The organism is Knoellia sp. S7-12, assembly GCF_040518285.1.
Taxonomy (GTDB): Bacteria; Actinomycetota; Actinomycetes; order Actinomycetales; family Dermatophilaceae; genus Knoellia.
In genome coordinates this window covers 2,380,260-2,403,847 of the sequence record NZ_CP155449.1, presented here as the reverse complement: position 1 = coordinate 2,403,847, position 23,588 = coordinate 2,380,260, and the positions used below count along the sequence as shown (strand labels likewise).

Genomic DNA, 23,588 nt, shown 5'->3' with positions numbered 1-23,588 from the left:
GTCAAGATAATTTGGTGGACCGACACACGCGATGACGCGGCGGAAGGAGCAGGCTCGTGACGAGCACTGACAGCTTCAAGGCACACGGCGAACTCCAGGTGGGCGACAACGCCTACGACATCTACCGGCTGGCAGCGGTCGAGGGCAGCGAAACCCTCCCCTACAGCCTCAAGGTTCTCCTCGAGAACCTGCTGCGGACCGAGGACGGCGCCAACATCACTGCCGACCACATCCGCGCCATCGGCAACTGGGATGAGAACGCCGATCCCGACACCGAGATCCAGTTCACGCCGGCGCGCGTGATCATGCAGGACTTCACCGGCGTCCCCTGTGTCGTCGACCTCGCCACCATGCGTGAGGCCGTCGCCGAGCTCGGTGGCAACCCGGAGAAGATCAACCCGCTCGCCCCGGCGGAGCTCGTCATCGACCACTCCGTCATCATCGACGTCTTCGGTCGCTCCGACGCCTTCGAGCGCAACGTCGAGATCGAGTACGAGCGCAACAACGAGCGCTACAAGTTCCTGCGCTGGGGCCAGACCGCCTTCGACGACTTCAAGGTCGTCCCCCCGGGCACCGGCATCGTCCACCAGGTCAACATCGAGCACCTCGCCCGCACGGTGATGACGCGCGAGGTCGATGGCCGCACGGTCGCCTACCCCGACACCTGCGTCGGCACCGACAGCCACACGACGATGGTCAACGGCCTCGGCGTCCTCGGCTGGGGCGTCGGCGGCATCGAGGCCGAGGCGGCCATGCTCGGTCAGCCCGTCTCGATGCTCATCCCGCGCGTCGTCGGCTTCAAGCTCTCGGGCTCGATCCCGGACGGTGCCACCGCGACCGACGTCGTCCTCACGATCACCGAGACCCTGCGCAAGCACGGCGTCGTCGGCAAGTTCGTCGAGTTCTATGGCGAAGGCGTTTCGGGTGTGCCGCTCGCCAACCGCGCCACCATCGGCAACATGAGCCCCGAGTTCGGTTCGACCTGCGCGATCTTCCCGATCGATGACGTCACGCTCGACTACCTGCGTCTCACGGGTCGGTCCGACGAGTCCGTCGCACTTGTCGAGGCCTACGCCAAGGAGCAGGGCATGTGGCTGCACTCCGGGCCCGACCAGCCCGAGGCGCGCTACTCCGAGCGTCTCGAGCTCGACCTGTCCACGGTCGTCCCGTCCATCGCCGGGCCCAAGCGCCCGCAGGACCGCATCGCGCTCACCGACGCCAAGGAGTCCTTCCGCAAGGTCCTCCCGACCTACGTCTCGCACGAAGAGGGCGACGATGGCGTGGCCTCGTCCTTCCCCGCCAGCGACCCGACTCCCCAGGGTTCGCCCGAAGGCCAGAACGGTGGCGACAAGCCGGCCGACCAGGGCAACGGCAGCGACCGCCCGAACAAGAAGGTCGCGATCACGATCAACGGTCAGCAGACCGAGGTCGACCACGGCATCGTCGCGATCGCCTCGATCACGTCGTGCACCAACACCTCGAACCCCTCGGTGATGATGGCCGCCGCCATGCTTGCCAAGAACGCCGTCGACAAGGGCCTCACGGTCGCCCCGTGGGTCAAGACGTCGATGGCACCGGGTTCCAAGGTCGTCTCGGACTACTACGAGAAGGCCGGCATGTGGCCCTACCTCGAGAAGCTCGGGTTCCACCTCGTCGGCTACGGCTGCACGACCTGTATCGGCAACTCGGGCCCGATCATCGACGAGGTGAGCCAGGCCGTGAACGACAACGACCTCGCCGTCGTCTCGGTGCTGTCAGGCAACCGCAACTTCGAGGGGCGCATCAACCCCGATGTGAAGATGAACTACCTCGCGTCGCCGCCGCTCGTCATCGCCTACGCCCTCGCCGGGACGATGGACTTCGACTTCGCCACGGACTCTCTTGGCAAGGACAAGGACGGCAACGACGTCTATTTGAAGGATCTGTGGCCGAGCCCGCAGGACGTCGAGAACACGATCGCCACGTCGATCACCAAGGAGATGTTCACGACCGACTACGCCGACGTCTTCGCCGGCGACGAGCGTTGGCAGAGCCTGCCCACGCCGGAGGGCAACACCTTCGACTGGGACGCCGACTCGACCTACGTCCGCAAGCCTCCGTACTTCGACGGCATGAAGTTGGAGACGACGCCGGTCACTGACATCGAGGGCGCGCGCGTGCTCGCCAAGCTCGGTGACTCGGTCACGACCGACCACATCAGCCCGGCCGGCTCGATCAAGGGCGACAGCCCCGCCGGGGTCTACCTCGCCGAGCACGGCATCGAGCGCAAGGACTTCAACTCCTACGGCTCGCGCCGCGGCAACCACGAGGTCATGATCCGTGGCACGTTCGCCAACATCCGCCTCAAGAACCTCCTGCTGGACGGTGTCGAGGGTGGCTTCACCCGGACCTTCATCGACACGCCTGAGGCCAAGGCCGGCGAGCAGTCGACGATCTACGACGCGTCGGCCGCCTACCAGGCTGCGGGCACCCCGCTCGTCATCCTGTCGGGCAAGGAGTACGGCTCGGGCAGCTCGCGTGACTGGGCCGCCAAGGGCACCGCACTTCTGGGTGTGCGCGCCGTCATTGCCGAGAGCTATGAGCGCATCCACCGCTCCAACCTCATTGGCATGGGCGTCATCCCGCTCCAGTACCCCGCAGGTCAGAACGCTGACTCGCTCGGTCTGGACGGCACCGAGACGTTCTCGATCTCGGGGATCACCGCACTCAACGACGGCACGACCCCCAAGACGGTCAAGGTCTCCGCGGTGCGCGATGGCGGCACCCCGGTCGAGTTTGATGCGGTTGTCCGCATCGACACCCCCGGTGAGGCGGACTACTACCGCAACGGCGGCATCCTTCAGTACGTCCTGCGGTCTCTCGTGAAGTAACGAACCGCAGCCCTCCCACCGGAGGGAAAGTGAAGGGTCCGGAGGCGGATTAAGCCTCCGGACCCTTCACTTTCCCTCATGGGGAGCAAAAGTTGAGGTGGGGTGGGTCAGCCCATGGTCTTCTGACCGTCGAGGGCCTCGCGGATGATGTCGGCATGGCCCGAGTGCTGCGCGGTCTCGGCGATGATGTGCAGGATCGAGCGCCGAGCGCTGCGCACCGCGCCGTCGTCGAACCAGGGCGCCGGCGGCAGCGGCTGGGTGGCGCCGAGGTCGGGGAGCGACTCGATGAGGGCGTCGGTGCGCGCGGCAACCTCCTCGTAGTCGGCGAGCAGTCCGGCCAGGGTCTCGCTCTCGGTCATGCGGTGGGAGTCCATGAACGCAGCAGCCTCGGGCGGTGGGTTGCTCCAGTCGACGCTGTCCCAGTCGATCTCGGGGCCATCGACCGGCCCTTCGACGATGAACCGGGCCCACTCGGCCTCGGTGGCGGACACATGCTTGATGAGACCACCGAGGGTCAATTCGCTGACGGTGGTGCGCTCACGCGCCTGGTCATCGGTGACGTCCTGGGTGGTGAACCGCAGGAAGTGGCGGTGCTGTCGTAGGGACTCGATCAGATCTGAGCGTTCGCTGTCCATGACCAGAAACTAGCGCCGCCACCTGACACGCCGCGTCCGATTCAGCAAGGGAAGCGATGCGATGCGATGCTGGACCTGTCCTCGCAAGCGCCGATAACCCATAGGTGTTCAGGCCAACACCTATGGGTTATCGAGTCGCAGGCACCCCCCGTGGATCTCGTCACCCTGGGGCAGGTTGAGGACGGCGCTCGAGCGGAGGGGTGAGGGTCAGCGGGGGTCGTGTGCGAGGCGGACGACGTCGCCGACGACGACGACGGCTGGCGACTCGACTCCCCGGAAGAGCGCCACGTCCGCAATGTCGCCCAGCGTGCCGATCGTCACCCGCTGGGTTGGGAGGAAGCCACGTTCGATGATGGCCACAGGGCAATCTGATGAGCGACCCTCTGCCACAAGGGAGTTCGCGCTGTCACGGAGCGTGGAGACACCCATGAGCAGCACGAGCGTGTGGTCCGAGCCGGGTGGGAGCGTCGGGATCTGCTCGTGACCCGAGACCACGGTGAACGCCTTGGCGACGCCGCGGTGGGTGAGGGGGATGCCGGCTGCGGCGGGCACGGAAACCGCGCTCGTCACGCCCGGAACGACCTCCACGGGTATGCCGTGTGCCTCGCACGCAAGGCGCTCCTCACCTCCGCGGCCGAGGACATAGGGGTCGCCACCCTTGAGGCGGACGACTCCATGGCCGCGCTCCGCCTCCTCGACGAGGATCGCGTTGATGCGGTCCTGGGGGACGGGGTGGTGGCCGGGGGTCTTGCCCACGTCGATGATCCGCACCGACTCCGGGAGTCGCGACACGACACCGCGCGGAGCGAGGCGGTCGACGACGACGACGTCGGCGCTGGCAAGGAGTTCGTGGCCGCGAGCCGTCAGCAGGCCGTCTGCGCCGGGACCGCCGCCCACGAGTGCGACCCATCCGGAGGTGCGCGGGCGGTGACGACGGAGGTCGAGGCCTCCGCTGCGCAACGCCAGGTCGATTCCGTCGCGCACAGTCGTCGAGAGGACGGGGTCGCCCCCGGCGTGGACGGCCACGGTGACCGTGCCGTCGGGAGTGCTGACCTGTGTCCGGGCGGGGATGCTCGCAGCGGTGCCACGCGAGTCCGTCGCATCAATGCACCACAGGCGACGCCCTGCGGCGTCGGCGCTGACAGTGCTGTCGACGTCGGGGTCGCCCGTGGCGGTGTGGACGAGCCAGGCTTCGTCGAGGTCCGTGGGGCCGGCGTAGTCGCGCTGGAGCCAGGTCACGCGCTCAGGGTGCTCCACCATGAGGTCGTGGACCTCTTCGCAGATCCAGGGGGACACGAGCCGCACGAGGGCTCCCTCGTCCAGGAACGTCCGAAGGCGCCGCCCCGTCACCGGCCCGCCACCGAAGACGGCGACGAGTCGGCCGGTCAGGTCCAGGACGACCGGCAGAGCGGCCTTCAGATCTCCCATGCCTCATCACCCTCGGGCTGGGTCGGCGCATCGGCTCCGGTCGGCAACGTCGAGCCGACCATGCCCGCTGCCACGGTGCGGCCGTCGTGGGCATCGATGAGGAGGAAGGACCCGCCCCGGCGTGAGGTCGAGTAGTTCTCGACCGGCACCGGGTTCGCCAGGCGGAGGGTCACGAGGCCGATGTCGTTGAGCGACAGGATGTCCGAGGGGACGGAATGCAGGTCGTCGAGGTCAAGGACACCGTCGATCGTGCGGACCGCGGACTGCACCGTGCGCGAACCGTGCTTGAGCAGGAGCCGCTGGCCGGGACGCAGGGGTGCATCGCCGAGCCAGCACACGACAGCCTTGATGTCCTGGGTGGGCTCGGGGGCGCCGACCACCGAGGCGAGGACGTCACCCCGGGAGATGTCGATCTCGTCGGCGAGGCGCAGGGTGACCGACTGCAGCGCGAACGCCTCATCGAGTGATCGCTCGCCCAGGTCGATCCCGGTGACCGTCGAGCGGCGACCTGACGGGAGCGCCACGACCTCGTCACCGACGCGCACGACACCCGACGCGACCTGGCCGGCATACCCCCGGTAGTCGCGATGGGCCAGGTCGACCGCTGCACCCTGCGGGCGGATGACGAGTTGGACGGGCAGTCGGAAGGCCTCGTGCCCCGGGTCATCCGCAGGCGGCAGCGCTTCGAGCAACTCGAGGAGGCTCGGCCCGCCGTACCACGGCGTGCGAGTCGACCGGCTGGCCACGTTGTCGCCATCGAGGGCACTCACCGGGATGGCGGTGGCCTCCTCGACGCCGAGTTCGCGGGCGACGGCCTGCACCTCGGCGTTGACCCGTTCGTAGACCTCCTGCGAGAAGTTAACGAGGTCGATCTTGTTGACGGCCACGATCACGTGAGGCACGCGGAGCAGAGCGGTGACGGCGAGGTGGCGGCGGGTCTGCTCGAGCACGCCCTTGCGCGCATCGACGAGGAGGATGACGACGTCGGCCGTCGAGCTACCGGTCACGGTGTTCCGTGTGTACTGGACGTGGCCGGGGCAGTCGGCGAGCACGAAGGAGCGCCTGGCCGTCGCGAAGTAGCGGTAGGCCACGTCGATCGTGATGCCCTGCTCGCGTTCGGCGCGCAGGCCGTCGGTGAGGAGGGCGAGGTCTGCGCCTGTGAGCCCACGGTCGCGCGAGACACGCTCGACGGCCGCGAGCTGGTCGGACAGGACGGACTTCGTGTCGTGGAGCAGGCGGCCGACGAGGGTGGATTTGCCATCGTCGACGGAGCCAGCAGTCGAGAGGCGGAGCAGGGTCCCCGTGGTGGCCGGAGCCGAGGTGACGGCGGTGGTGGGGGCAGCGGTCGCGGTGGCCATCAGAAGTAGCCCTCCTTCTTGCGGTCTTCCATTGCGGCCTCGGAGACCCGGTCGTCGGCGCGCGTGGCACCGCGTTCGGTCAAGGTCGAGGCGGCCACCTCGACGACGATCTCGGCGTTCGTGAGCGCCGGTGACTCGACGGCGCCGGTGCATGACATGTCACCGACGGTCCGGTAGCGCACGAGGCGCGTCTCGACCGGCTCGTCGTCGCGTGGCTGGCTGTAGGGGCCGACCGCGAGCCACATGCCGTCGCGGCTGAAGACCTCGCGCTCGTGGGCGTAATAGAGCGGGGCCAGCGGAATGTCCTCGCGGTCGATGTACTTCCAGACGTCGACCTCGGTCCAGTTGCTGATCGGGAACGCGCGCACGTGCTCGCCCGGCCGGTGCCGCGGGTTGAAGAGGTTCCACAACTCGGGCCGCTGGTTCTTGGGGTCCCACTGGCCGAATTCGTCACGGAGAGAGACGATCCGCTCCTTGGCGCGGGCCTTCTCCTCGTCGCGCCGTCCGCCACCGAAGACACCGTCGAAGCGATGCTCGTTGATCGCGTCCAGCAGCGGCACGGTCTGGAGGGCGTTGCGCAGACCGTCGGCCCGCTCACGCAGTCGTCCGTCGTCGAGGTAGTCCTGCACGCTCGCCACCTCGAGCCGCAGCCCGAGGCGCTCGACCGTCTCGTCGCGGTATGCGAGCACCTCGGGGAAGTTGTGCCCCGTGTCGACGTGCAACACGGGGAACGGAATGGGTGCGGGCCAGAAGGCTTTCGTCGCCAGGTGCAGCATGACGACGGAGTCCTTGCCGCCGCTGAAGAGCAGCACGGGGCGTTCGAGCTCGCCGACGACCTCGCGGATGATGAGGATCGCCTCGGCCTCGAGGGCATCGAGCTGACTCAGGACGTGCGTGTCGGAGCCGGGCGCCGTGGGCCCCACGCCGGCCGGGGTGTCTTGTTCGATCGTGGATGCGCTCATGTGTGGATCCCGCATTCGGTCTTTGAGAGTCCGGACCAACGACCGGATCGAGGGTCCTCGCCGGGTGCGACGCGCATGGTGCACGGCTCGCAGCCGATCGACGGATAACCGTCGGTGAGAAGGAGATTGATGGGTACGCCGTTGTCGAGCGCGTAGTCGGTGACGTCGTCGAGCGACCACGTGACGAGGGGGTTGATCTTCACGAGCCCGTGCTTCTCGTCGAACGTGACGAGGGGTGTCGTGGTCCGGGTCGGCGCTTCGTCGCGGCGCACGCCGGTCACCCAGGCCTCGTAGCCCGCGAGCGTGCGGCCGAGCGGCTCCACCTTGCGCATCGCGCAGCAGGACGCCGGGTCGCGCTCATACAAGCGAGCCCCGAACTTCGCGTCCTGCTCGGCGACGGTCAGCTCGGGGAGCACGTCGACGACGTTGACGTCCAGTTCGTCGGCGACCCGGGCGCGTGTGCCGAGGGTGTCGGAGAAGTGGTAGCCGGTCTCCAGGAACAGGACGTCGACGCCGGGGGAGTGTTGTGAGATCAGGTGGGGGAGAACGCCTTCGGCCATGCTGCAGGCGACGGCGAGGCTCCCGGGGAAGTTCTCGGCGGCCCAGCGTGCGACACCGGCGGCGTCGGTGTCGTCGAGCTGTGAGCCCTGGAGAGCAAGGGCACGCAGTTCCTCTTCGCTGCGCTTGGTGCTGCGTCTGGTCAGGGTGCTCATGTCAGCTCCTCGTCCGTGACTCGGTGTGCCCAGGTGGCGAAGGACTCGCTGTCGGTCCGCTGCGTCAGGAAGCGGCGGGTGATGCGTTCGACGTAGTCAGCGAGATCGGTTGACGCGACCTTGAGGCCGCGCACCGTGCGACCCAGACCTGCCTCGTCCCGCTCGGGGGAGGCCAGCCCACCACCGAGGTGGACCTGGAAACCGGGGACCTGGTCGCCCGCGTCGTTGGTCGTGATGAGGCCCTTGAGCCCGATGTCGGCGGTCTGGATGCGGGCGCACGAGTTCGGGCAACCGTTGACGTGCAAGGAGATCGGTGTGTCGAGCTCGATGCCGGCTAGGCGCTGCTCGAGCTCGGCAATGACGGCCGTCGCGGTGTCCTTGGTGTCGACGATCGCGAGCTTGCAGTACTCGATGCCGGTGCAGGCCATCGTCGTGCGACGGAACGGGCTGGGTGTGGCGGTGAGCCCGAGTTCCTCGAGGCCGGCGACGAGCTCGTCGACTCCGTCCTTGGGGATGCCGAGGACGACGAGCTTCTGGTGCGCGGTGAGGCGCACACCGTCGCCACCAAGGCGCTCGACGAGGTCACCGAGGCGGGTGAGGATGGTGCCGCTGACTCGGCCGACGATCGGCGCGGCGCCGACATAGAAGCGGCCGTCCTTCTGTGGGTGCACGCCGATGTGGTCGCCGGGTCCCGTGGCGGGGGCGGGCGCCGGACCGTCGGGCAGGGCGCGTCCGAGGTACTCGGTCTCGAGGACGTGGCGGAACTTCTCGGGTCCCCACTCAGCGAGGAGGAACTTCAGACGGGCCTTGGTGCGCATCCGCCGGTAGCCGTAGTCGCGGAAGATCGAGATGACGCCATGCCACACGTCGGGGGCGTCGGCCTCGGACACGAACACGCCGAGCCGTTCGGCGAGCCGGGGCGCGGTCGAGAGGGCCCCACCGACCCAGAGGTCGAAGCCGGGCCCGAGCTCGGGGTGGACGACACCCACCAAGGAGATGTCGTTGATCTCGTGGACGACGTCCTGGCTCGGGTGTCCGGTGATCGCCGTCTTGAACTTGCGCGGCAGGTTGGACAACTCGGGATCACCGAGCCAGCGATCGGTGATGACCTTGATGAGCGCGGTGGGGTCGATGATCTCGTCGGCAGCGATGCCGGCGACGGGACTGCCGAGGAACGAGCGCGGGGTGTCACCGCAGGCCTCGGTCGTCTGCAGGCCGACGGCCTCGAGGCGACTCCAGATCTCGGGGACGTTCTCGATCGCGATCCAGTGGTACTGAATGTTCTGACGGTCGCTGATGTCGGCGCTCTCGCGAGCGAAGTCGGTGGAGATGCCACCCAGGACGCGAAGCTGGTCGGGGGAGAGGACCTGACCGTCGGTGCGGACGCGGAGCATGAAGAACTTGTCCTCGAGCTCATGCGGTTCGAGCGAGGCAGTGCGTCCACCATCGATGCCGGGCTTGCGCTGCGTGTAGAGGCCCCACCAGCGGAACCGGCCGTGGAGGTCGTCGCCGGGGATGGCGTCGAAACCGTCGCGCGCATAGATCGTCTCGATCCGCTCGCGGACGTTGAGGCCGTTGTCCTCCGCCTTGAACGTCTCGTTGGGGTTGAGCGGCTCACGGCCGTCGACCGCCCACTGACCGTTGGACCGGCCGGTGCGCGGCGGCCGCAGGGCGCGACTACCGGAGGCGACGCTCGTCATGGATCCTCGTTCCTCAATGGGGTGCCAATGCTGATGGAAAGCATAAGCGGCAGTTATGACGTTGTTGGCCATGGTCCACGATGTGGCCGTGCCGTTCAGGGTGCGAGAAGCGCTACTATCGAACGTATGTTCGAGACCGCCGCACGGCCGCCACTGCGCCGTGCGGCGAGCCCCGGAGCGCCGGGCGGAACGGGGCGGCCCGGGCCACCCGGATGGCCCGACCGCGTGCCGCCGCCCGGCGCGCCCGGCTGGCAGGTGCCCGCCGTCGGCTGGCTGCTCGATCACTGCCCTTCGGACTACCGCATGTATGCCGTGTGGCGCCATCATCCGATCGCCCTCGCCTGGGTGACCACGCACCACCTGGACGGGCAGCTGGGAGCCATGCGGACGGCATACAGGGGATTGAGGGTCGATCTCACCGACCACGTCGAGCCCGAAGGGATCGCCGCCGCGCTCGCGGCACTCGAGGCCGAGGGTGCACGGCTGCTCGCGGCACGTCGCGCCGCCGGGCTGCTGCTGGAGGCGATGCAGGGTCATGCCTTCGTCCCGCGGCTCTGAGGTGGGCTGGTGTGGGACCCGTGAACGTTGTGTGTGAGAGGTGTCGCGGTCGTCATGGGGGAGCGGAGGTTGAGCACGACAGCACCTAGACTCTTGCGGATGGACATCTGCACCGAGAAGGAGAACGCGTGAGCGTGTTGGAGCGCATCCAGGGACCTGACGACCTCAAGGCCCTGAGCCGCGCCGAGCTGGCGACGTTGGCGCAGGAGATCCGCACGTTCCTCGTCGACGAGGTCTCACGCACCGGCGGCCATCTCGGACCCAACCTCGGCGTCGTCGAGTTGACGATCGCGATCCACCGGGTCTTCGACAGTCCCCACGACGCCGTCGTCTTCGACACCGGTCACCAGTCCTACGTCCACAAGCTCCTCACCGGCCGCCACGACTTCTCGTCGCTGCGCAAGCAGGGCGGGCTGTCGGGTTATCCGAGTCGGGCCGAGTCCGAGCACGACGTCGTCGAGAGCTCCCACGCGTCGAGTTCGCTGTCGTGGGCCCACGGCATCGCAGCTGGCCGTGTCATCGCAGGCGAGCGCGACCGGCATACCGTCGCCGTGATCGGTGACGGCGCACTCACTGGCGGTATGGCCTGGGAGGCCATCAACAACATCGCTGCCGAGTCCGACCTGCCGCTCGTCATCGTCGTCAACGACAACGAGCGCTCCTACGCACCCACTCGCGGCGGGCTCGCCGACCACCTCGCGACCCTGCGCACCACGCGCGGCTATGAGCGGTTCCTCGACTGGGGCAAGTCGGCGCTGCATCGCACGCCCGTTGTCGGGGGAGCGATGTACGAGACGCTCCACGGTGTGAAGAAGGGCATCAAGGACATCGTCGCGCCGCAGGGGCTCTTCGAGGACCTCGGCCTCAAATACGTCGGCCCCATCGACGGTCACGACGAGGCCGCGCTCGAGCAGGCGCTCCGCCGGGCGAAGGCGTTCGGTGGACCGGTGCTCGTTCACGTCATCACCCAGAAGGGCAAGGGCTACGAGCACGCCGTCAACGACGAGAGCGACCAGTTCCACGCCGTCGGTGTCATCAACCCCGAGACCGGCCTGCCGCTCGAGATCTCGGGGCGCAGCTGGACCGACGAGTTCAGTGATGCCCTGGTCGAGCTGGGGGATGAGCGCGAGGACGTCGTCGCGATCACCGCGGCCATGATGATCCCGGTCGGGCTCGACGCGTTCTCCAAGCGCTTCCCCGACCGCACCTTCGACGTCGGCATCGCCGAGCAGCACGCCACGACAATGGCTGCAGGTCTTGCGTATGCCGGCCTGCATCCGGTTGTCGCGATCTATGCGACTTTCCTGAACCGCGCCTTCGACCAGCTGTTGATGGATTGCGCGCTGCACAAGGCCGGCGTGACGTTCGTGCTCGACCGCTCCGGCATCACCGGGCCCGATGGCGCTTCTCACCACGGCATGTGGGACATGTCCCTCGTGGGTATCGTCCCCGGGCTGCACCTGGCCGCTCCGCGTGACGGCTTCCAGATCCCGTTGGCGTTGCGCGCTGCTGTCGACATCGAGGATGCGCCCTCGGTCATCCGCTTCCCCAAGGGTTCGGTTGCTGACCCGATCGAGGCTGTGCGGACCGTCGACGGGGTTGACGTGTTGGTTGAGCCCGACGGCACAGCCGAGGAGGTCGACCTGCTCCTCGTCGGCATCGGGTCGATGGTCGCGACCGCCCTCACGGTCGCTGACAAGCTCTCGGCCGAGGGACTGCGCGTGCGCGTCATCGACCCGGTGTGGGCACTGCCGGTCAACCCGGTCGTGGGTGGCCTTGCTGCGTCGGCCCGTCGCATCGCTGTCCTCGAGGACAACTCGGTGTCCGGCGGCGTGGGCTCCCATGTCTTGGTTGCGTTGCGCGACAGCGGGATCGACACCCCCGTGGATCTCTTCGGGTTGCCGCGGGAGTTCCTCGACCACGGGTCGCGTGGGCAGATCCTCGACCGCATCGGCCTCACCCCCGATGCCATCTCGATCCGACTCCTCGACGCCCTCCGCTGACACCACAAGCACACGGGCTCTGTGGTGCCGGAACCCATGCTCGATCCTTCGTGACCGGCATACGGTCGAACGCATGGGGTGGCATCCGGCGACCCGTCGTGTGAAGGGGAGCCAAGTGCGGGTGATCCCGGCGTTCACCGTGGAGGTCACGTCCGGCACGCTGGCCGTCCACGACCTCATCCCTGGTGCGACCTCGCCTGACGTGCCGGTCGTCCTGGCACTTCACGGCATCACCGCCAACGGGCTTGCCTGGCAGGTGCTCGCCGACGAGCTCGTGCGTCGGCATGGTGCTGGTGCTGTTCGACTGCTTGCCCCCGATCTGCGTGGCCGAGCGGCCAGCCGTGACGTTCCCGGTCCCTATGGGATCGGTGTCCACGCCGACGATGTCCTCGCCATCGCGTCGGCCTTCGGCGGTCGGCCGATCCTCGTGGGCCACTCAATGGGCGCCTTCGTTGCGGCCGTGGCTGCGGCCGCGGAACCGGAGCGTTTCCGGTCGGTCGTTCTCGTCGATGGTGGTCTTGGGTTTCCAGCGCCCGTGACAATGACCGTTGACGACGCGTTGTCGAGTGTCCTCGGACCGGCGATGACCCGGCTCTCGATGGTGTTCGACTCGCCCGAGGACCACCTCGCGTTCTGGCGTCGGCACCCTTCTGTCGGGCCGCTGCTCGCGGGACCGGGGGGTCTCTGGCTGCGTCGATATCTCGAGCACGACCTGATCGAGACGGCGCAGGGGTGGCGGTCGAGCTGCATCCTCGATGCCGTGCGTGCCGACGGGCGGGACGTGCTGGCCGACCACACGACGTTGGGCGCCGCCCGTTGCGCGGTGGAGGCGGACGTCGACGTCGAGCTGCTGTGGGCGCAGCGCGGTCTTCTCGACGAACCGCAAGGGCTCTATGACGAGGGCCGGTTGCAGGCCCTGAACCTTCCGCCGGGCCTGCGAGTGACAGCCGTCCCTGACACGAACCACTACTCGATCATCCTCGACCTGGCACCGGTTCGAGCACTGGCTGACGTGATCGACCGTCAGTTGGCATCGACGAGTTGAATCGAGGGTCGTCCGTGATCGGCAGCGCTATGCCCAATGTCGACCTGCTGGGAACGCTCGCAGTCCTGGGCCGACCCGTTTGTGTCGGTGCTGAGGAATATGTTGGAGATGCACGTCTCCTGCCCCATGGGTTCAACACCATGCCTCGACGCAAAAGTGCTGTGCTGCAACGGTATTGGTTGTGGAGAAGTCTCGAGACTGTCATAGAACGGGTGTACGATGAGTGGCATGAGGGAAGCGCCGACGATGAGCAGAGGACCTGACGTTGAGGTCCTCTCTGTCGTGTCGTCTCTGGCCCAGGTTCAACCCGAGGGACTCACCCAAGCCGGCCGGATTGCAGCCGTCGCGGCCTTGGAGTCGCTCAAGGGTGCGGCCGCTGCGGCACAGGCTCGACTGACTGCGGCCGCGGTGGTGGATCGGGAAGCGTTGGGTGAGGATTCGCGCAGTGTGCGCGCCGACCTGGCGTTGGCGCGGCGTTGTTCTCCGACCCTGGCGGACCAGCACGTGGGTGTCGCAAAGGCTCTCGTGGACGAGATGCCACTGACGATGGGCGCCTTGGAGCGTGGGGAGATCAGCGAACGTCGCGCCCTGATCATGGTGCGAGAGACAGCATGCCTGAGCGTTGAGCACCGTGCCGAAGTCGATAGGCGTCTCGCCAAGACCATGGGTGCACTGGGCGACAAGGCGCTGGCTGGGGCCGCGCGACGTGCAGGTGCCGCTCTTGATGCGGAGTCCTTGGCCGAGCGGAACAGGCGCGCGGTCGCGTCCCGTCGGATGTCGGTGCGTGCGGCCGCGGACGGCATGGCCTGGTTGTCAGTCCTCGGGCCGATGAAAGACGTCATCGGGGCCCACGTTGCATTGACCGCAGAGGAGGGGCGCCGCAACATTATCGACCCCGACCTGCCCGCCGATGAGTGGGAAGCCGTGGCAGCAGCCGCGCGTGCTGACACCCGCGGCAAGGGCGCCTGGCTCGCCGACCGCGCCCTCGAACTCCTCAGTGGTCGCGCGAAGGGGCAACCGCAACCGGTCGAGGTCAACCTCGTCATGACCGACAAGGTGCTCCTGCAGGCAGCGTTCGGTGGTCGGGCGCCGTCTGATGATGTTGCCGTCATTCCCGGCTGGGGGCCCATCCCCGGCGCCGAAGCACGTGCGCACGTGGCGGACCTTCTCGACCACGCCGACAACAGTGACCCACCAAGTGGTCTCTGGCTGCGGCGCCTGTTCACGGACCCCACCGGACGCGACCTCGTCGCCCTCGACTCCCAGCGCCGCCGCTTCCTCGGTGGACTCCGCCGCTTCCTCGAACTGCGTGACCCGACCTGCCGTGTCCCGTGGTGCGACGCACCGGCCGTGCAGACCGACCATGTAACGCCTGTCCATGAAGGCGGCAAGACCTCGGCCGCCAACGGCGGCGGTGAGTGCCAACGACACAATCTGGTGAAGGAACAGGCTGGGTGGCATTTCGCAGTGCAGTCCACCGGGCTCGACGGCACTGGAGCGCACGGCATACGCATCACGACACCGACCGGGCGTGTCCATGACTCCACAGCTCCGCCGATTCTTGGCGAAGGGTGGCTGGGCGAAATCCCAGATGCAGACCCTCCGCTCATCGAGCTCGACGGGGAGCAGGAACGTTTCGCAGAAGAGTTCGACGTGTGGCTTGAGGATGCCCACGAGGGTCACTACTGGGCCGCCTGAGCGGTCTCAGGGGCGTTCGGCCAGATGGGCGCGCAGGGCGACATAGACCTTGCGAACGCCAATCGCGCGCTGCAGGTCGTCCTCGATCTGGGAGAAGAACTCGCGGCGATAATTCTGGTCGATGACCGCCTGCACCGTGAAGTAGAGGCCAGCGAACCCCGACAGGAACACGGCCACCGAGAAGAGTTCGTTGCTCACAAGGTGGAGGCCCCCGGTCTCGTAGGTCGGGGGGTGTCCGACCCACGACTCGATCACGTCGGGCCGGATCGCGATCGAGCCGAACACGACGAAGAACGTGAAGACGATGAGGGCCAGGATCGCCACTTGGATGGCCTGGGTGATGAAGAGCATGAGGAGCAAGTTGTTGCGCTGGAGCCCGCGCAGCCGGATGCCGGCGACCTCACGTGCCAGGTGCGGTTCGGCGAGGATCTCACGGGCGGCCGAGGCGACGGGCGTCCCGACACACGACTCAGCCAGACGGTCGCCCTCGACCTCCGCTCCCAGCCGGCTGATCTCCTTGTCGAACGACGGTGCCAGGAACCCCACCGCCAGGACCACGAACACCGCGACGCTCGACCACAGGAGTCGGCGGCTCAGCGACGAGGCGACCTGCCAGACCTCCGTGTTGATGAAGAGGAAGGTGATGAACAACAGGAGGAAGGGCAGTGCGCGGGTCGCCAGCGGGACGAGGAGCGATCGTCCCTCCCAGGCGTGCGCGAGCGCCCATCGCCCGATGAGGGGGACGCGGAGCACCCGTCCGCAACGCAGTAGGAGCACGACCGCCGCAGCACCGAGGGCCACCGAGACCGCATCCGGCCAGGACGCGTCCGCGGCCCTGGCCAGTGCGCCGCCTCCTGCGCCAAGGACGAGCGCGATGGCACCCCACAGGGCGATCACCCTCGGGGCAAAGGCGCGCCTGATCGATGCGTGACCGGCCTCGACGAAGTAGGGAAGTCCGTGGCTGTCGAACCACTGCTCGCACTTGGCGACATCGTTGGGGGTGAGCACGCGCACAGCCTCGCAGGTGATCGGGGGTGAGGCGCAGTCTCAGTGGGTGGTGGCGGACACGAGGTGGCGCAGCCGCAGTGCGAGCTGCAGCTCGAGTGCCCGCTCGGGGGACTGCCACCCGTCACCCACGAGCCGGGTGATCCGCTCCAGCCGCTGGGCGACCGTGTTGGTGTGGACGTGCAGCTTCGTGGCCGCATGCCGTGGGCTGGCCCCTGCCAGGAAGTAGGCCTCGAGCGTCCCGACGAGGTCGGTGCCCCGCGAGGAGTCATAGTCGTGCAACGGTCCGAGGACGGAATGGACGTATGCCGTGACTTCCGGCTGGGTGCCCACGATCAGGCCGGCGAAACCCAGATCTGCGGCCGCGGCCCCATCCCCACGACGTCCGAGCGCAACGAGCGCCTCGGCTGTGCGGATGGCCTCGGTGTGAGCCGCCGCGAGATCGACACCGAGCGTTCCTGCGACCTCGCTCACGGGGCCCGCTGCACCCACGGTGACGACGTGGCTGCGTGACAGTCGCTGCGCCAGATCGGCTGCGGCAGAGCCGGGTTCGCCCCCGGGCACCAGCGCGACGACATGTCCTTCGACCTCGCCCACGAGGCCGGTGCCACCCAGTGCGGCGTTGACGGCGAGGACGAGTGATCGAGCGGTGGTCGTCTGGGTTCCGAGGACCGCGAGCAGGCAGGCAGGTTCGCGCAGGTCGAGGCCCAGTGAACGCGTGGCAGGAAGGAGGGTCCCGAGGTCGACATGCCCGCTCACGAGCCCCGAGACAAGGTCGGTGCGCTGCTGCTGCCGAGTCTCTGCCCGGTTGCGCTCCCCGAGGAGGACGAGCGCCGTGACGACGGCTGCTCGCTCAACCGTGCGCTCGTCGGAGTCGTCCATCGAGGAGACCTCGCCGATGACGAGGGTGCCGAGGGGTTCGCCCGCTGCAGCGATGCCGATGGCCCAGAAGTCACCGAGCCTGGACAGGCGGCCACCCTCGACGCCACCCGCGACTTGGGCGGCAAGATCGCGCAGCGCCTCGCCGGTCGGTCGGGCCTCTCCCGCGCTGCTGCGGGCGGCTCCATCGAGGTCGAGGAGGAGCGCCCAGCCCCCAAGAAGCTGCGCCAGTGCTTCGGTGAGGTCATCGACCCCACCACCCTCGAGGACGATCTCGGCGAACCGGTCGTGTGCTGCTGCGGCGCGTTCGATGCCGGCGGCGTAGTGGCTCACTCGTTCGGTGGCGTTGGACAGGGCGGCCAGAGTGCGCGACGACTCCTCGACGGCCCGCACCTGGACGATCGTCACGGCCGCGAGGGCTGCGAGGGAGCCGAGGAGGGCGACCTCGTCGTGGGTGAATGGGCGCGGGGTCCGGTTGGACGCGAAGAGGACTCCGACGAACTCGTCCTTGACGATGAGTGGCGTGCCACAGATGGCGACGAGGCCCTCGTCGCCCACGGCGCCATCGATGGAGTGGGTGTGCCGGAAACGGGCGTCGGCGAAGTAGTCAGCGGTCCAGTAGGGCTTGTGCGACTGGGCAACCAAGCCACCGAGGCCCGCACCGAATGCCAGCCGCACGACCTGGAACTGCGCAGAGACTGACCCTGCCGTGGCGCGCATGAAGGTGTCGCCACGCTCGTGGTCAAACAGGGTGAGGTAGGCGACGTCCGTGCCCATGAGAGTGCGGGCCCGGCGGACGATGGCGTCGAGGACGACGGACGGGTCACTCATCGAGGCCAGCTCGCCAGCGGTGTCGACGAGGGCGGCCAGTTGCTGCTCTCGGCGGCGCTGCACGTCGAAGGCGCCACTGATCCGGATGGCGAGGTCGCGGGCATGGGGGTCGACGTCGAGGGAGGCAAGGTCCCCGGCGGACGCCCCTGAGGCGAGCATCTCGAGCAGGCGGGTGCCCACATCCACGTCATCGTGCATGAGCCGATCCTAGGCGCACCGAACGACCGATGTATGGGTCGTGACGCCATGAGACGGATCGGACCATGGTGCCTCGCGCCATGTGAGGTATCTGCGGCCCGCCCTATGGTGGGGCCTCACCGCTTGCAGATGTCCTGCAGCGCGGAGCACAAGGAGGTGCTGGTGAGCGCGAGCCCATCGACGACAAACCCGGTGTCCCCATCGGGGGTGTCGACCACGATCCTGCGGACCGTCGACCTGACGAAGGACTTCCGCGGGTTCACTGCTGTCAATGGCGTGAACCTCGACGTCGCGGACGGCACGATCCACGCACTCGTGGGACCCAACGGGGCCGGCAAGACCACCCTCTTCAACCTGCTCACCGGCTTCCTCACGCCAACGTCCGGGCAGATCCTCCTGCGCGGTGACGACATCGCCGGGAAGCAGCCGGAGCAGATCGCCCACCTCGGTGTTGCTCGGTCCTTCCAGATCACGAGCCTGTTCGAGCAGATGACTTTGCTCGAGCACCTTGAGCTCGCCCTCGCCTCACCGACCGGGATCGGCTACCGCTTCTGGACCTCGCGCAAACGACTCGGCGCCTTTCGGGATCGCTCGATGGAATTGCTCTCCGAGGTCGGGCTCGCGGACCGAAGCGGGCAGAGGGCCGGTTCCCTCGCCTACGGCCAGAAGCGGGCCCTCGAGATCGCCCTGGCCCTCGCGCTCGACCCCTCACTGCTCCTGCTCGACGAGCCCACCGCGGGAATGGGGCTCGAGGATGTCGACCGGACCATCGCCCTCGTCAAGAAGGTGTCGGACGGACGCACGGTCGTCTTCGTCGACCACAACATGCACGTCGTCGGGTCGCTCGCCGACCGGGTCACCGTCCTGCAATCGGGCGAGGTGCTCGCAGAGGGGACCTACGACGAGGTGCGGCGCGACGACAAGGTCATCACGGCATACCTCGGAGAGTCGGGAGACACCCATGAGTGACGCGTTGCTCTCGGTCTACAAGCTGTCGGCGTTCTATGGCGAGGCGCAGGTCCTGCGCGACGTCTCCATTGACGTCGCGGCCGGAGAGGTCGTGACGCTCGTCGGTCGCAATGGTGCCGGCAAGACGACACTGCTTCGCTCGATCATGGGTCTGCACAAGGGAGTTCGCGGTTCGATCACCTTCGCCGGAACGGCCCTGGACGGTCGCTCCGCCGACAAGCGGGCCCGCCTCGGACTCGGGTGGGTGCCCGATGACCGCGGGATCTATGCCACCCTCACCGTCGCCGAGAACCTCAGTCTCCCGCCAGTTGTCGACAAGGCCGCAGCGTGGAGCCTGGACAAGATCTACGACCAGTTCCCGGTCCTTCGCGAACGCCGCGACTTCCCGGGGACCAAGCTCTCTGGCGGTGAGCAGCAGATGCTCGCCATGGCTCGGCCCCTGAGAGCAGGGTCGCGACTCCTGCTCCTCGATGAGCCAAGTGAGGGACTGGCGCCGGTCATCGTCAACCAGATCGGTCAGATCATCCGCGACATCAAGGCCCAGGGTGTCGCCGTGCTCCTCGTCGAGCAGAACGTGAAGTTCGCGTCGACCGTGGCCGACCGCCACAACCTCCTCGCCCTGGGCGAGGTCGTCGAGAGTCTCGACAACTCCCAATTCCAGTCCCGCACAACGGAACTGCTCGAACACCTCGGCATGTGACCAGATCCCTGGCCACTCCCGGATTGACCCAGCCACTCCCTGAACACCCAGCCACACCAGAACTGCACCAAAGAAACTTCACCGCCGGGCACGGCATACACACCCCAGGAGGGGAACATGCGAAACACCAAGATGATCAGCCTTGCGGCCATGGTGGCCAGTTCAGGCCTAGTGCTGACCGCGTGCGGCAGCGCGGGCGGCGGCCCGTCGTCCGACGGCGGCAAGATCAGTGACGACAAGATCGTCCTCGCCGTGCTGAACGACCAGTCCGGCGTCTACAAGGACCTCTCCGGACCCAACTCGGTCGAGGCCGTGAAGATGGCCGTCGAGGACTGGAAGGCCGCGCACAAGGACGATGCAGTGAGCAAGAACATCGAGGTGGTCACGGCCGACCACCAGAACAAGCCCGACATCGCCAACACCAAGGCGCAGGAGCTCTACGACCGGCAGAAGGCCGACATCATCCTCGACGTCCCGACCTCGTCCGCAGCCCTGGCGGTTGCGACGCAGGCCAAGGCGAAGAAGAAGGTCTACATCAACATCGGCGCCGGCACGACCGCCCTCACGGGGGCGCAGTGCAACAAGTACACGTTCCACTGGGCCTACGACACCTACATGCTCGCCAAGGGCACGGGTGGCACGCTCACCAAGGACGGCGGCAAGAAGTGGAACGTCGTCTACCCCGACTACGCGTTCGGTCAGGACATGACCAAGTCGTTCGAGGGCCAGATCACGACGGCCGGCGGTGCGATCGGCCAGAAGGTCCCGACGCCGTTCCCCAACGACAACTTCGCGACCTACATCACCAAGGCTGCGGCCGACAAGCCCGATGTCATCGGCACGATGCACGCCGGTGGTGACCTCATCAACTTCGTCAAGCAGTACAACCAGGCGGGCATCAGCGACCAGATCAAGCTGGCCGTCGGCCTGATGTTCATCACCGACATCCACAGCCTGGGCGCCGAGCAGTTCAAGGGCGTGACCTTCACCGAGGCCTGGTACTGGAACTTCGACGAGCAGAACCGCAAGTGGGCCGACAAGTTCCAGGAGAGGACCAAGACGCGCCCATCGTTCGCGCACGCCGCGAACTACTCCGCCGCCTACAACTACCTCGAGGCCGTCCAGGAGGCGGGCAGCGACAAGGGTGACGACGTCGTCGCCAAGCTCGAGGGCAAGAAGATCAACGACTTCTTCCTGCGCAACGGTGAGGTTCGTGCCGCGGACCACCGCGTCATCCACGACGCCTACCTCGCCGAGGTCAAGCCCGCCGCCGAGGTCAAGGAGGAGTGGGACTACGAGAAGATCGTCGCCACCATTCCCGCGGCCGACGCCTTCAAGCCGGTAGCCGAGTCCGGCTGCTCGATGTGACGAAGGGTTTGTTGAGAACCCGATGAGTGCATTCATCCAGTACACGCTCCAGGGCCTGGCGACGGGCGGCTTCTATGCCCTCGCCGCCCTGGGGCTGGCGGTCATCTTCGGTGTCATGGGGGTGGTCAACTTCAGCCACGGCGCCATGTACATGCTCGGCGCCGTTGGGTCGGCCGTGCTCCTCGACGTCGCGGACATCCCGTTCTGGGGTGCTCTCGTCATCGTCCCGATCCTGTTGTTCCTGTTCGGCGTCCTCGTCGAGCGGCTCCTCGTGAGGTGGCTGCTCAAGCTCGATCCGCTCTACAACTTCCTCCTCACCTTCGGTCTGACGTTGCTCATCGTCGACCTGGTCAAACGCAAGTACGGCGTCTCCGGGTTGCCCTACGAGCTGCCGGCGGGACTCGAGGGACGGGTGACCGTGGGCGGTTTGAGCCTGTCGAGCTACCAGCTGTTCGCGGCCTTCTTCTCGGTGGCGCTCTGCGTCGCCGTGTGGCTGCTCCTCACCAAGACGCGCATCGGCATGATCGTGCGCGCCTCGACGGAGGACGCCGAACGCACCCGCGCCCTGGGCATCAACGTGGGCCGTTGGGTGACACCGGTGTTCGGTTTCGGGATCGCGTTGGCGGGTGTGGCCGGAGTGCTCGCTGCACCGTTCCGGGCGATCACCGCTGACATGGGCAGCAACTTCATCATCATCCTGTTTGCCGTCGTCGTCATCGGCGGGCTCGGCTCGATCCTTGGCGCAGTCATCGCCGGGTTCCTCGTCGGGCTCGTGGAGGCGTACGGCCAGGCCTACGCACCGTCCTATGCGCAAGTTCTCATCTTCGTCCTCATGGCAGCGGTCGTCCTCGTCCGCCCGGCGGGACTCTTCGGCCGCGAGGAGGCCTCATGAGTGCCCAGCTCACCGAGACGACGCGGGTCGAGACCGCCGCGTCGGCCGCACCTGATCGCAAGCTGAACCCGTTCGTGCGGGCTGGCGCGCTGGTCATCGCACTGCTCGCAGTGCTCGCCCTGCCGTGGCTGATCTATCCGCCCGTGGCGATGGACATCATGGCGTGGGGTCTGTTCGCCATCTCCATCGACCTGCTGCTCGGCTTCACCGGGTTGCTGAGCTTCGGTCACGCGATGTTCTGGGGCACCTCGGCCTACGTCACCGGGATCATCGCCACTCGCTCGGGTCTGCCGTTCCATGTCGCCATCCTCGGCGGAGCAGTGGTGGCAATGCTCCTCGCTGTGCCGACCGGCTACCTGGCGGTGCGCCGCACCGGGATCTACTTCGCCATGGTGACTCTGGCGTTCGCCCAGATGATCTTCTTCATCGCCAACCAGGCGCGCGACCTCACCGGCGGCGAGAATGGTCTGCAGGGCATCCCGAAGTCGTTCTTCGGGGTCGAGTTGATCGAGAACGAACCGTTCTACTTCTACTACGCCGCACTGCCGCTCATCCTGCTCGGGGCGTTCATCGCCTGGCGCACCGTGTCGTCGCCATTCGGTCGAGTGCTCCTCGCGATTCGTGACAACCCGGCCCGCGCGCGGGCGCTGGGCTACGACGTCGAGCGCTACAAGATCATGGTGTTCGTCATCTCCGCCGGCATCGCCGGGTTGGCCGGGGGAGTGTTCTCGGTGAGCCACGGGTTCGCGTCGCTGCAGGAGCTCATCTGGCAGACCTCCGGCAAGGTCGTGCTCATCACGGTCCTCGGTGGCATCGGCACCCTGTGGGGAGGCCCACTCGGGGCGGCCGTCGTGGTCCTCCTCGAGGACTACCTGGCGTCGTCGGGGTTCAACGGCATCGGCATCATCACCGGCACGATCTTCGTCCTCATCGTCCTGCTCTTCCGCAAGGGCATCTGGGGCACCGTGGCCGATCTCGTCGCACGGATCCGCGGGCGCGCGGCAACTGCGGCACAGGGGAAGCGTGATGCTTGACGGCCGCACCGCGCTGGTCACTGGTGCGGCAAGCGGGATCGGTGCTGCCGTCGTCGAGCGCCTCGCGTCCGCGGGCGCGCGGGTGCACGCAGTCGACATCGATGGAGACGCCCTCGACAAGCTCGTCGCACGCGTCGGTGCCGAGCGCGTCACCCCGTGGGTCGTTGACCTCTCGGACCTCGATGCGCACGGCGGTCTGCCGTCCGACATCGACGTCCTCGTCAACAACGCAGGCATCCAGCACGTCGCACCCGTCCACGAGTTCCCCGTCGACGAATTCGAACGGATCCACCGGATCATGCTGCTCTCGCCGTTCCGGCTCGTGCGTGCCTGCCTTCCCCACATGTATGCCGCCGGCTGGGGTCGCGTCGTCAACGTCTCGTCCGTGCACGGGTTGCGGGCCAGTGCCTTCAAGTCCGCCTACGTGTCGGCCAAGCACGGCCTCGAAGGACTGAGCAAGGTCGTGGCCCTCGAGGCCGGCGACAAGGGCGTCACGAGCAACTGCATCAACCCGGCCTATGTGCGAACTCCGTTGGTGGAGAGGCAGATCAGCGCACAGGCGCAGGCACACGGCATACCCGAGTCCGAAGTCCTGGAGGAAGTCATGCTGACTCCGGTGGCCGTGAAACGGCTCATCGAGCCGGCCGAGGTCGCCGACCTCATCGGGTTCCTGTGCGGACCGTCCTCGGACTCCATCACCGGATCGTCATTCACGATGGACGGCGGCTGGACCGCCCACTGA

General features: G+C 67.4%; 19 protein-coding genes. 11 read left to right on the top strand and 8 right to left on the bottom strand.

Going from position 1 to position 23,588, the window contains the following annotated elements:
- Positions 1-56 precede the first annotated feature (56 nt).
- Entirely contained in the window at positions 57-2,870 is a 2,814-nt protein-coding gene (acnA, locus tag V6K52_RS11575) for an aconitate hydratase AcnA (protein ID WP_353950265.1), read from the top strand.
- Between the two features lie 107 nt (positions 2,871-2,977).
- Here the strand turns inward: acnA and V6K52_RS11570 are convergent, their stop codons facing one another.
- The 6 genes from V6K52_RS11570 to V6K52_RS11545 form a co-directional block, all read right to left on the bottom strand.
- The gene (locus tag V6K52_RS11570; RefSeq protein WP_353950264.1) at positions 2,978-3,505 is read right to left on the bottom strand and encodes a DinB family protein; all 528 of its coding nucleotides are present in this window, start codon (positions 3,503-3,505) and stop codon (positions 2,978-2,980) included.
- Between the two features lie 207 nt (positions 3,506-3,712).
- Positions 3,713-4,933 (bottom strand): uroporphyrinogen-III C-methyltransferase, encoded by a 1,221-nt coding sequence (cobA, locus tag V6K52_RS11565; RefSeq protein WP_353950263.1) that lies wholly within the window; start codon positions 4,931-4,933, stop codon positions 3,713-3,715.
- Positions 4,921-6,291, bottom strand: a complete 1,371-nt coding sequence (locus tag V6K52_RS11560) for a GTP-binding protein (RefSeq protein ID WP_353950262.1) — start codon at positions 6,289-6,291, stop codon at positions 4,921-4,923. The genes cobA and V6K52_RS11560 overlap by 13 nt, the downstream gene beginning before the upstream one ends.
- The gene (gene cysD / locus V6K52_RS11555) at positions 6,291-7,253 is read right to left on the bottom strand and encodes a sulfate adenylyltransferase subunit CysD (protein WP_353950261.1); all 963 of its coding nucleotides are present in this window, start codon (positions 7,251-7,253) and stop codon (positions 6,291-6,293) included. Before cysD ends, V6K52_RS11560 begins: the two co-directional genes overlap by 1 nt.
- Positions 7,250-7,966: a phosphoadenylyl-sulfate reductase gene (locus V6K52_RS11550; RefSeq protein ID WP_353950260.1), complete on the bottom strand. Its 717-nt coding sequence runs from the start codon at positions 7,964-7,966 to the stop codon at positions 7,250-7,252. Before V6K52_RS11550 ends, cysD begins: the two co-directional genes overlap by 4 nt.
- Positions 7,963-9,666, bottom strand: a complete 1,704-nt coding sequence (locus tag V6K52_RS11545; protein ID WP_353950259.1) for a nitrite/sulfite reductase — start codon at positions 9,664-9,666, stop codon at positions 7,963-7,965. Before V6K52_RS11545 ends, V6K52_RS11550 begins: the two co-directional genes overlap by 4 nt.
- Positions 9,667-9,792: 126 nt before the next feature.
- On the opposite strand from V6K52_RS11545, the gene V6K52_RS11540 reads away from it, so the two are divergent.
- The 4 genes from V6K52_RS11540 to V6K52_RS11525 all read left to right on the top strand — a co-directional run bounded on the left by V6K52_RS11540 (position 9,793) and on the right by V6K52_RS11525 (position 14,970).
- Positions 9,793-10,224: a hypothetical protein gene (locus V6K52_RS11540; protein WP_353950258.1), complete on the top strand. Its 432-nt coding sequence runs from the start codon at positions 9,793-9,795 to the stop codon at positions 10,222-10,224.
- Positions 10,225-10,352: 128 nt separating this feature from the next.
- The gene (gene dxs, locus V6K52_RS11535) at positions 10,353-12,227 is read left to right on the top strand and encodes a 1-deoxy-D-xylulose-5-phosphate synthase (protein ID WP_353950257.1); all 1,875 of its coding nucleotides are present in this window, start codon (positions 10,353-10,355) and stop codon (positions 12,225-12,227) included.
- Positions 12,228-12,300: 73 nt separating this feature from the next.
- Complete coding sequence (locus tag V6K52_RS11530) at positions 12,301-13,272, top strand: alpha/beta hydrolase (protein WP_353950256.1); 972 nt, start codon at positions 12,301-12,303, stop codon at positions 13,270-13,272.
- A 228-nt stretch (positions 13,273-13,500) separates the two neighbouring features.
- A complete protein-coding gene (locus tag V6K52_RS11525) occupies positions 13,501-14,970 on the top strand; it encodes a DUF222 domain-containing protein (protein ID WP_353950255.1) in 1,470 nt (489 codons plus the stop codon).
- A 6-nt stretch (positions 14,971-14,976) separates the two neighbouring features.
- Here the strand turns inward: V6K52_RS11525 and V6K52_RS11520 are convergent, their stop codons facing one another.
- Both V6K52_RS11520 and V6K52_RS11515 read right to left on the bottom strand, forming a co-directional pair.
- A complete protein-coding gene (locus V6K52_RS11520; RefSeq protein ID WP_353950254.1) occupies positions 14,977-15,978 on the bottom strand; it encodes a hypothetical protein in 1,002 nt (333 codons plus the stop codon).
- Positions 15,979-16,017: 39 nt separating this feature from the next.
- Complete coding sequence (locus V6K52_RS11515; RefSeq protein ID WP_353950253.1) at positions 16,018-17,883, bottom strand: GAF domain-containing protein; 1,866 nt, start codon at positions 17,881-17,883, stop codon at positions 16,018-16,020.
- Between the two features lie 162 nt (positions 17,884-18,045).
- On the opposite strand from V6K52_RS11515, the gene V6K52_RS11510 reads away from it, so the two are divergent.
- From V6K52_RS11510 to V6K52_RS11485, 6 genes are all read left to right on the top strand, one after another.
- Complete coding sequence (locus tag V6K52_RS11510; RefSeq protein ID WP_353950252.1) at positions 18,046-18,852, top strand: ABC transporter ATP-binding protein; 807 nt, start codon at positions 18,046-18,048, stop codon at positions 18,850-18,852.
- Positions 18,845-19,552: an ABC transporter ATP-binding protein gene (locus V6K52_RS11505; RefSeq protein WP_353950251.1), complete on the top strand. Its 708-nt coding sequence runs from the start codon at positions 18,845-18,847 to the stop codon at positions 19,550-19,552. The genes V6K52_RS11510 and V6K52_RS11505 overlap by 8 nt, the downstream gene beginning before the upstream one ends.
- A 117-nt stretch (positions 19,553-19,669) precedes the next feature.
- On the top strand, positions 19,670-20,920 hold the full coding sequence (locus V6K52_RS11500) for an ABC transporter substrate-binding protein (RefSeq protein ID WP_353950250.1): 1,251 nt from the start codon (positions 19,670-19,672) through the stop codon (positions 20,918-20,920).
- Between the two features lie 22 nt (positions 20,921-20,942).
- The gene (locus V6K52_RS11495; RefSeq protein ID WP_353950249.1) at positions 20,943-21,812 is read left to right on the top strand and encodes a branched-chain amino acid ABC transporter permease; all 870 of its coding nucleotides are present in this window, start codon (positions 20,943-20,945) and stop codon (positions 21,810-21,812) included.
- On the top strand, positions 21,809-22,846 hold the full coding sequence (locus tag V6K52_RS11490; RefSeq protein WP_353950248.1) for a branched-chain amino acid ABC transporter permease: 1,038 nt from the start codon (positions 21,809-21,811) through the stop codon (positions 22,844-22,846). The genes V6K52_RS11495 and V6K52_RS11490 overlap by 4 nt, the downstream gene beginning before the upstream one ends.
- The gene (locus tag V6K52_RS11485) at positions 22,839-23,588 is read left to right on the top strand and encodes a 3-hydroxybutyrate dehydrogenase (RefSeq protein ID WP_353950247.1); all 750 of its coding nucleotides are present in this window, start codon (positions 22,839-22,841) and stop codon (positions 23,586-23,588) included. The genes V6K52_RS11490 and V6K52_RS11485 overlap by 8 nt, the downstream gene beginning before the upstream one ends.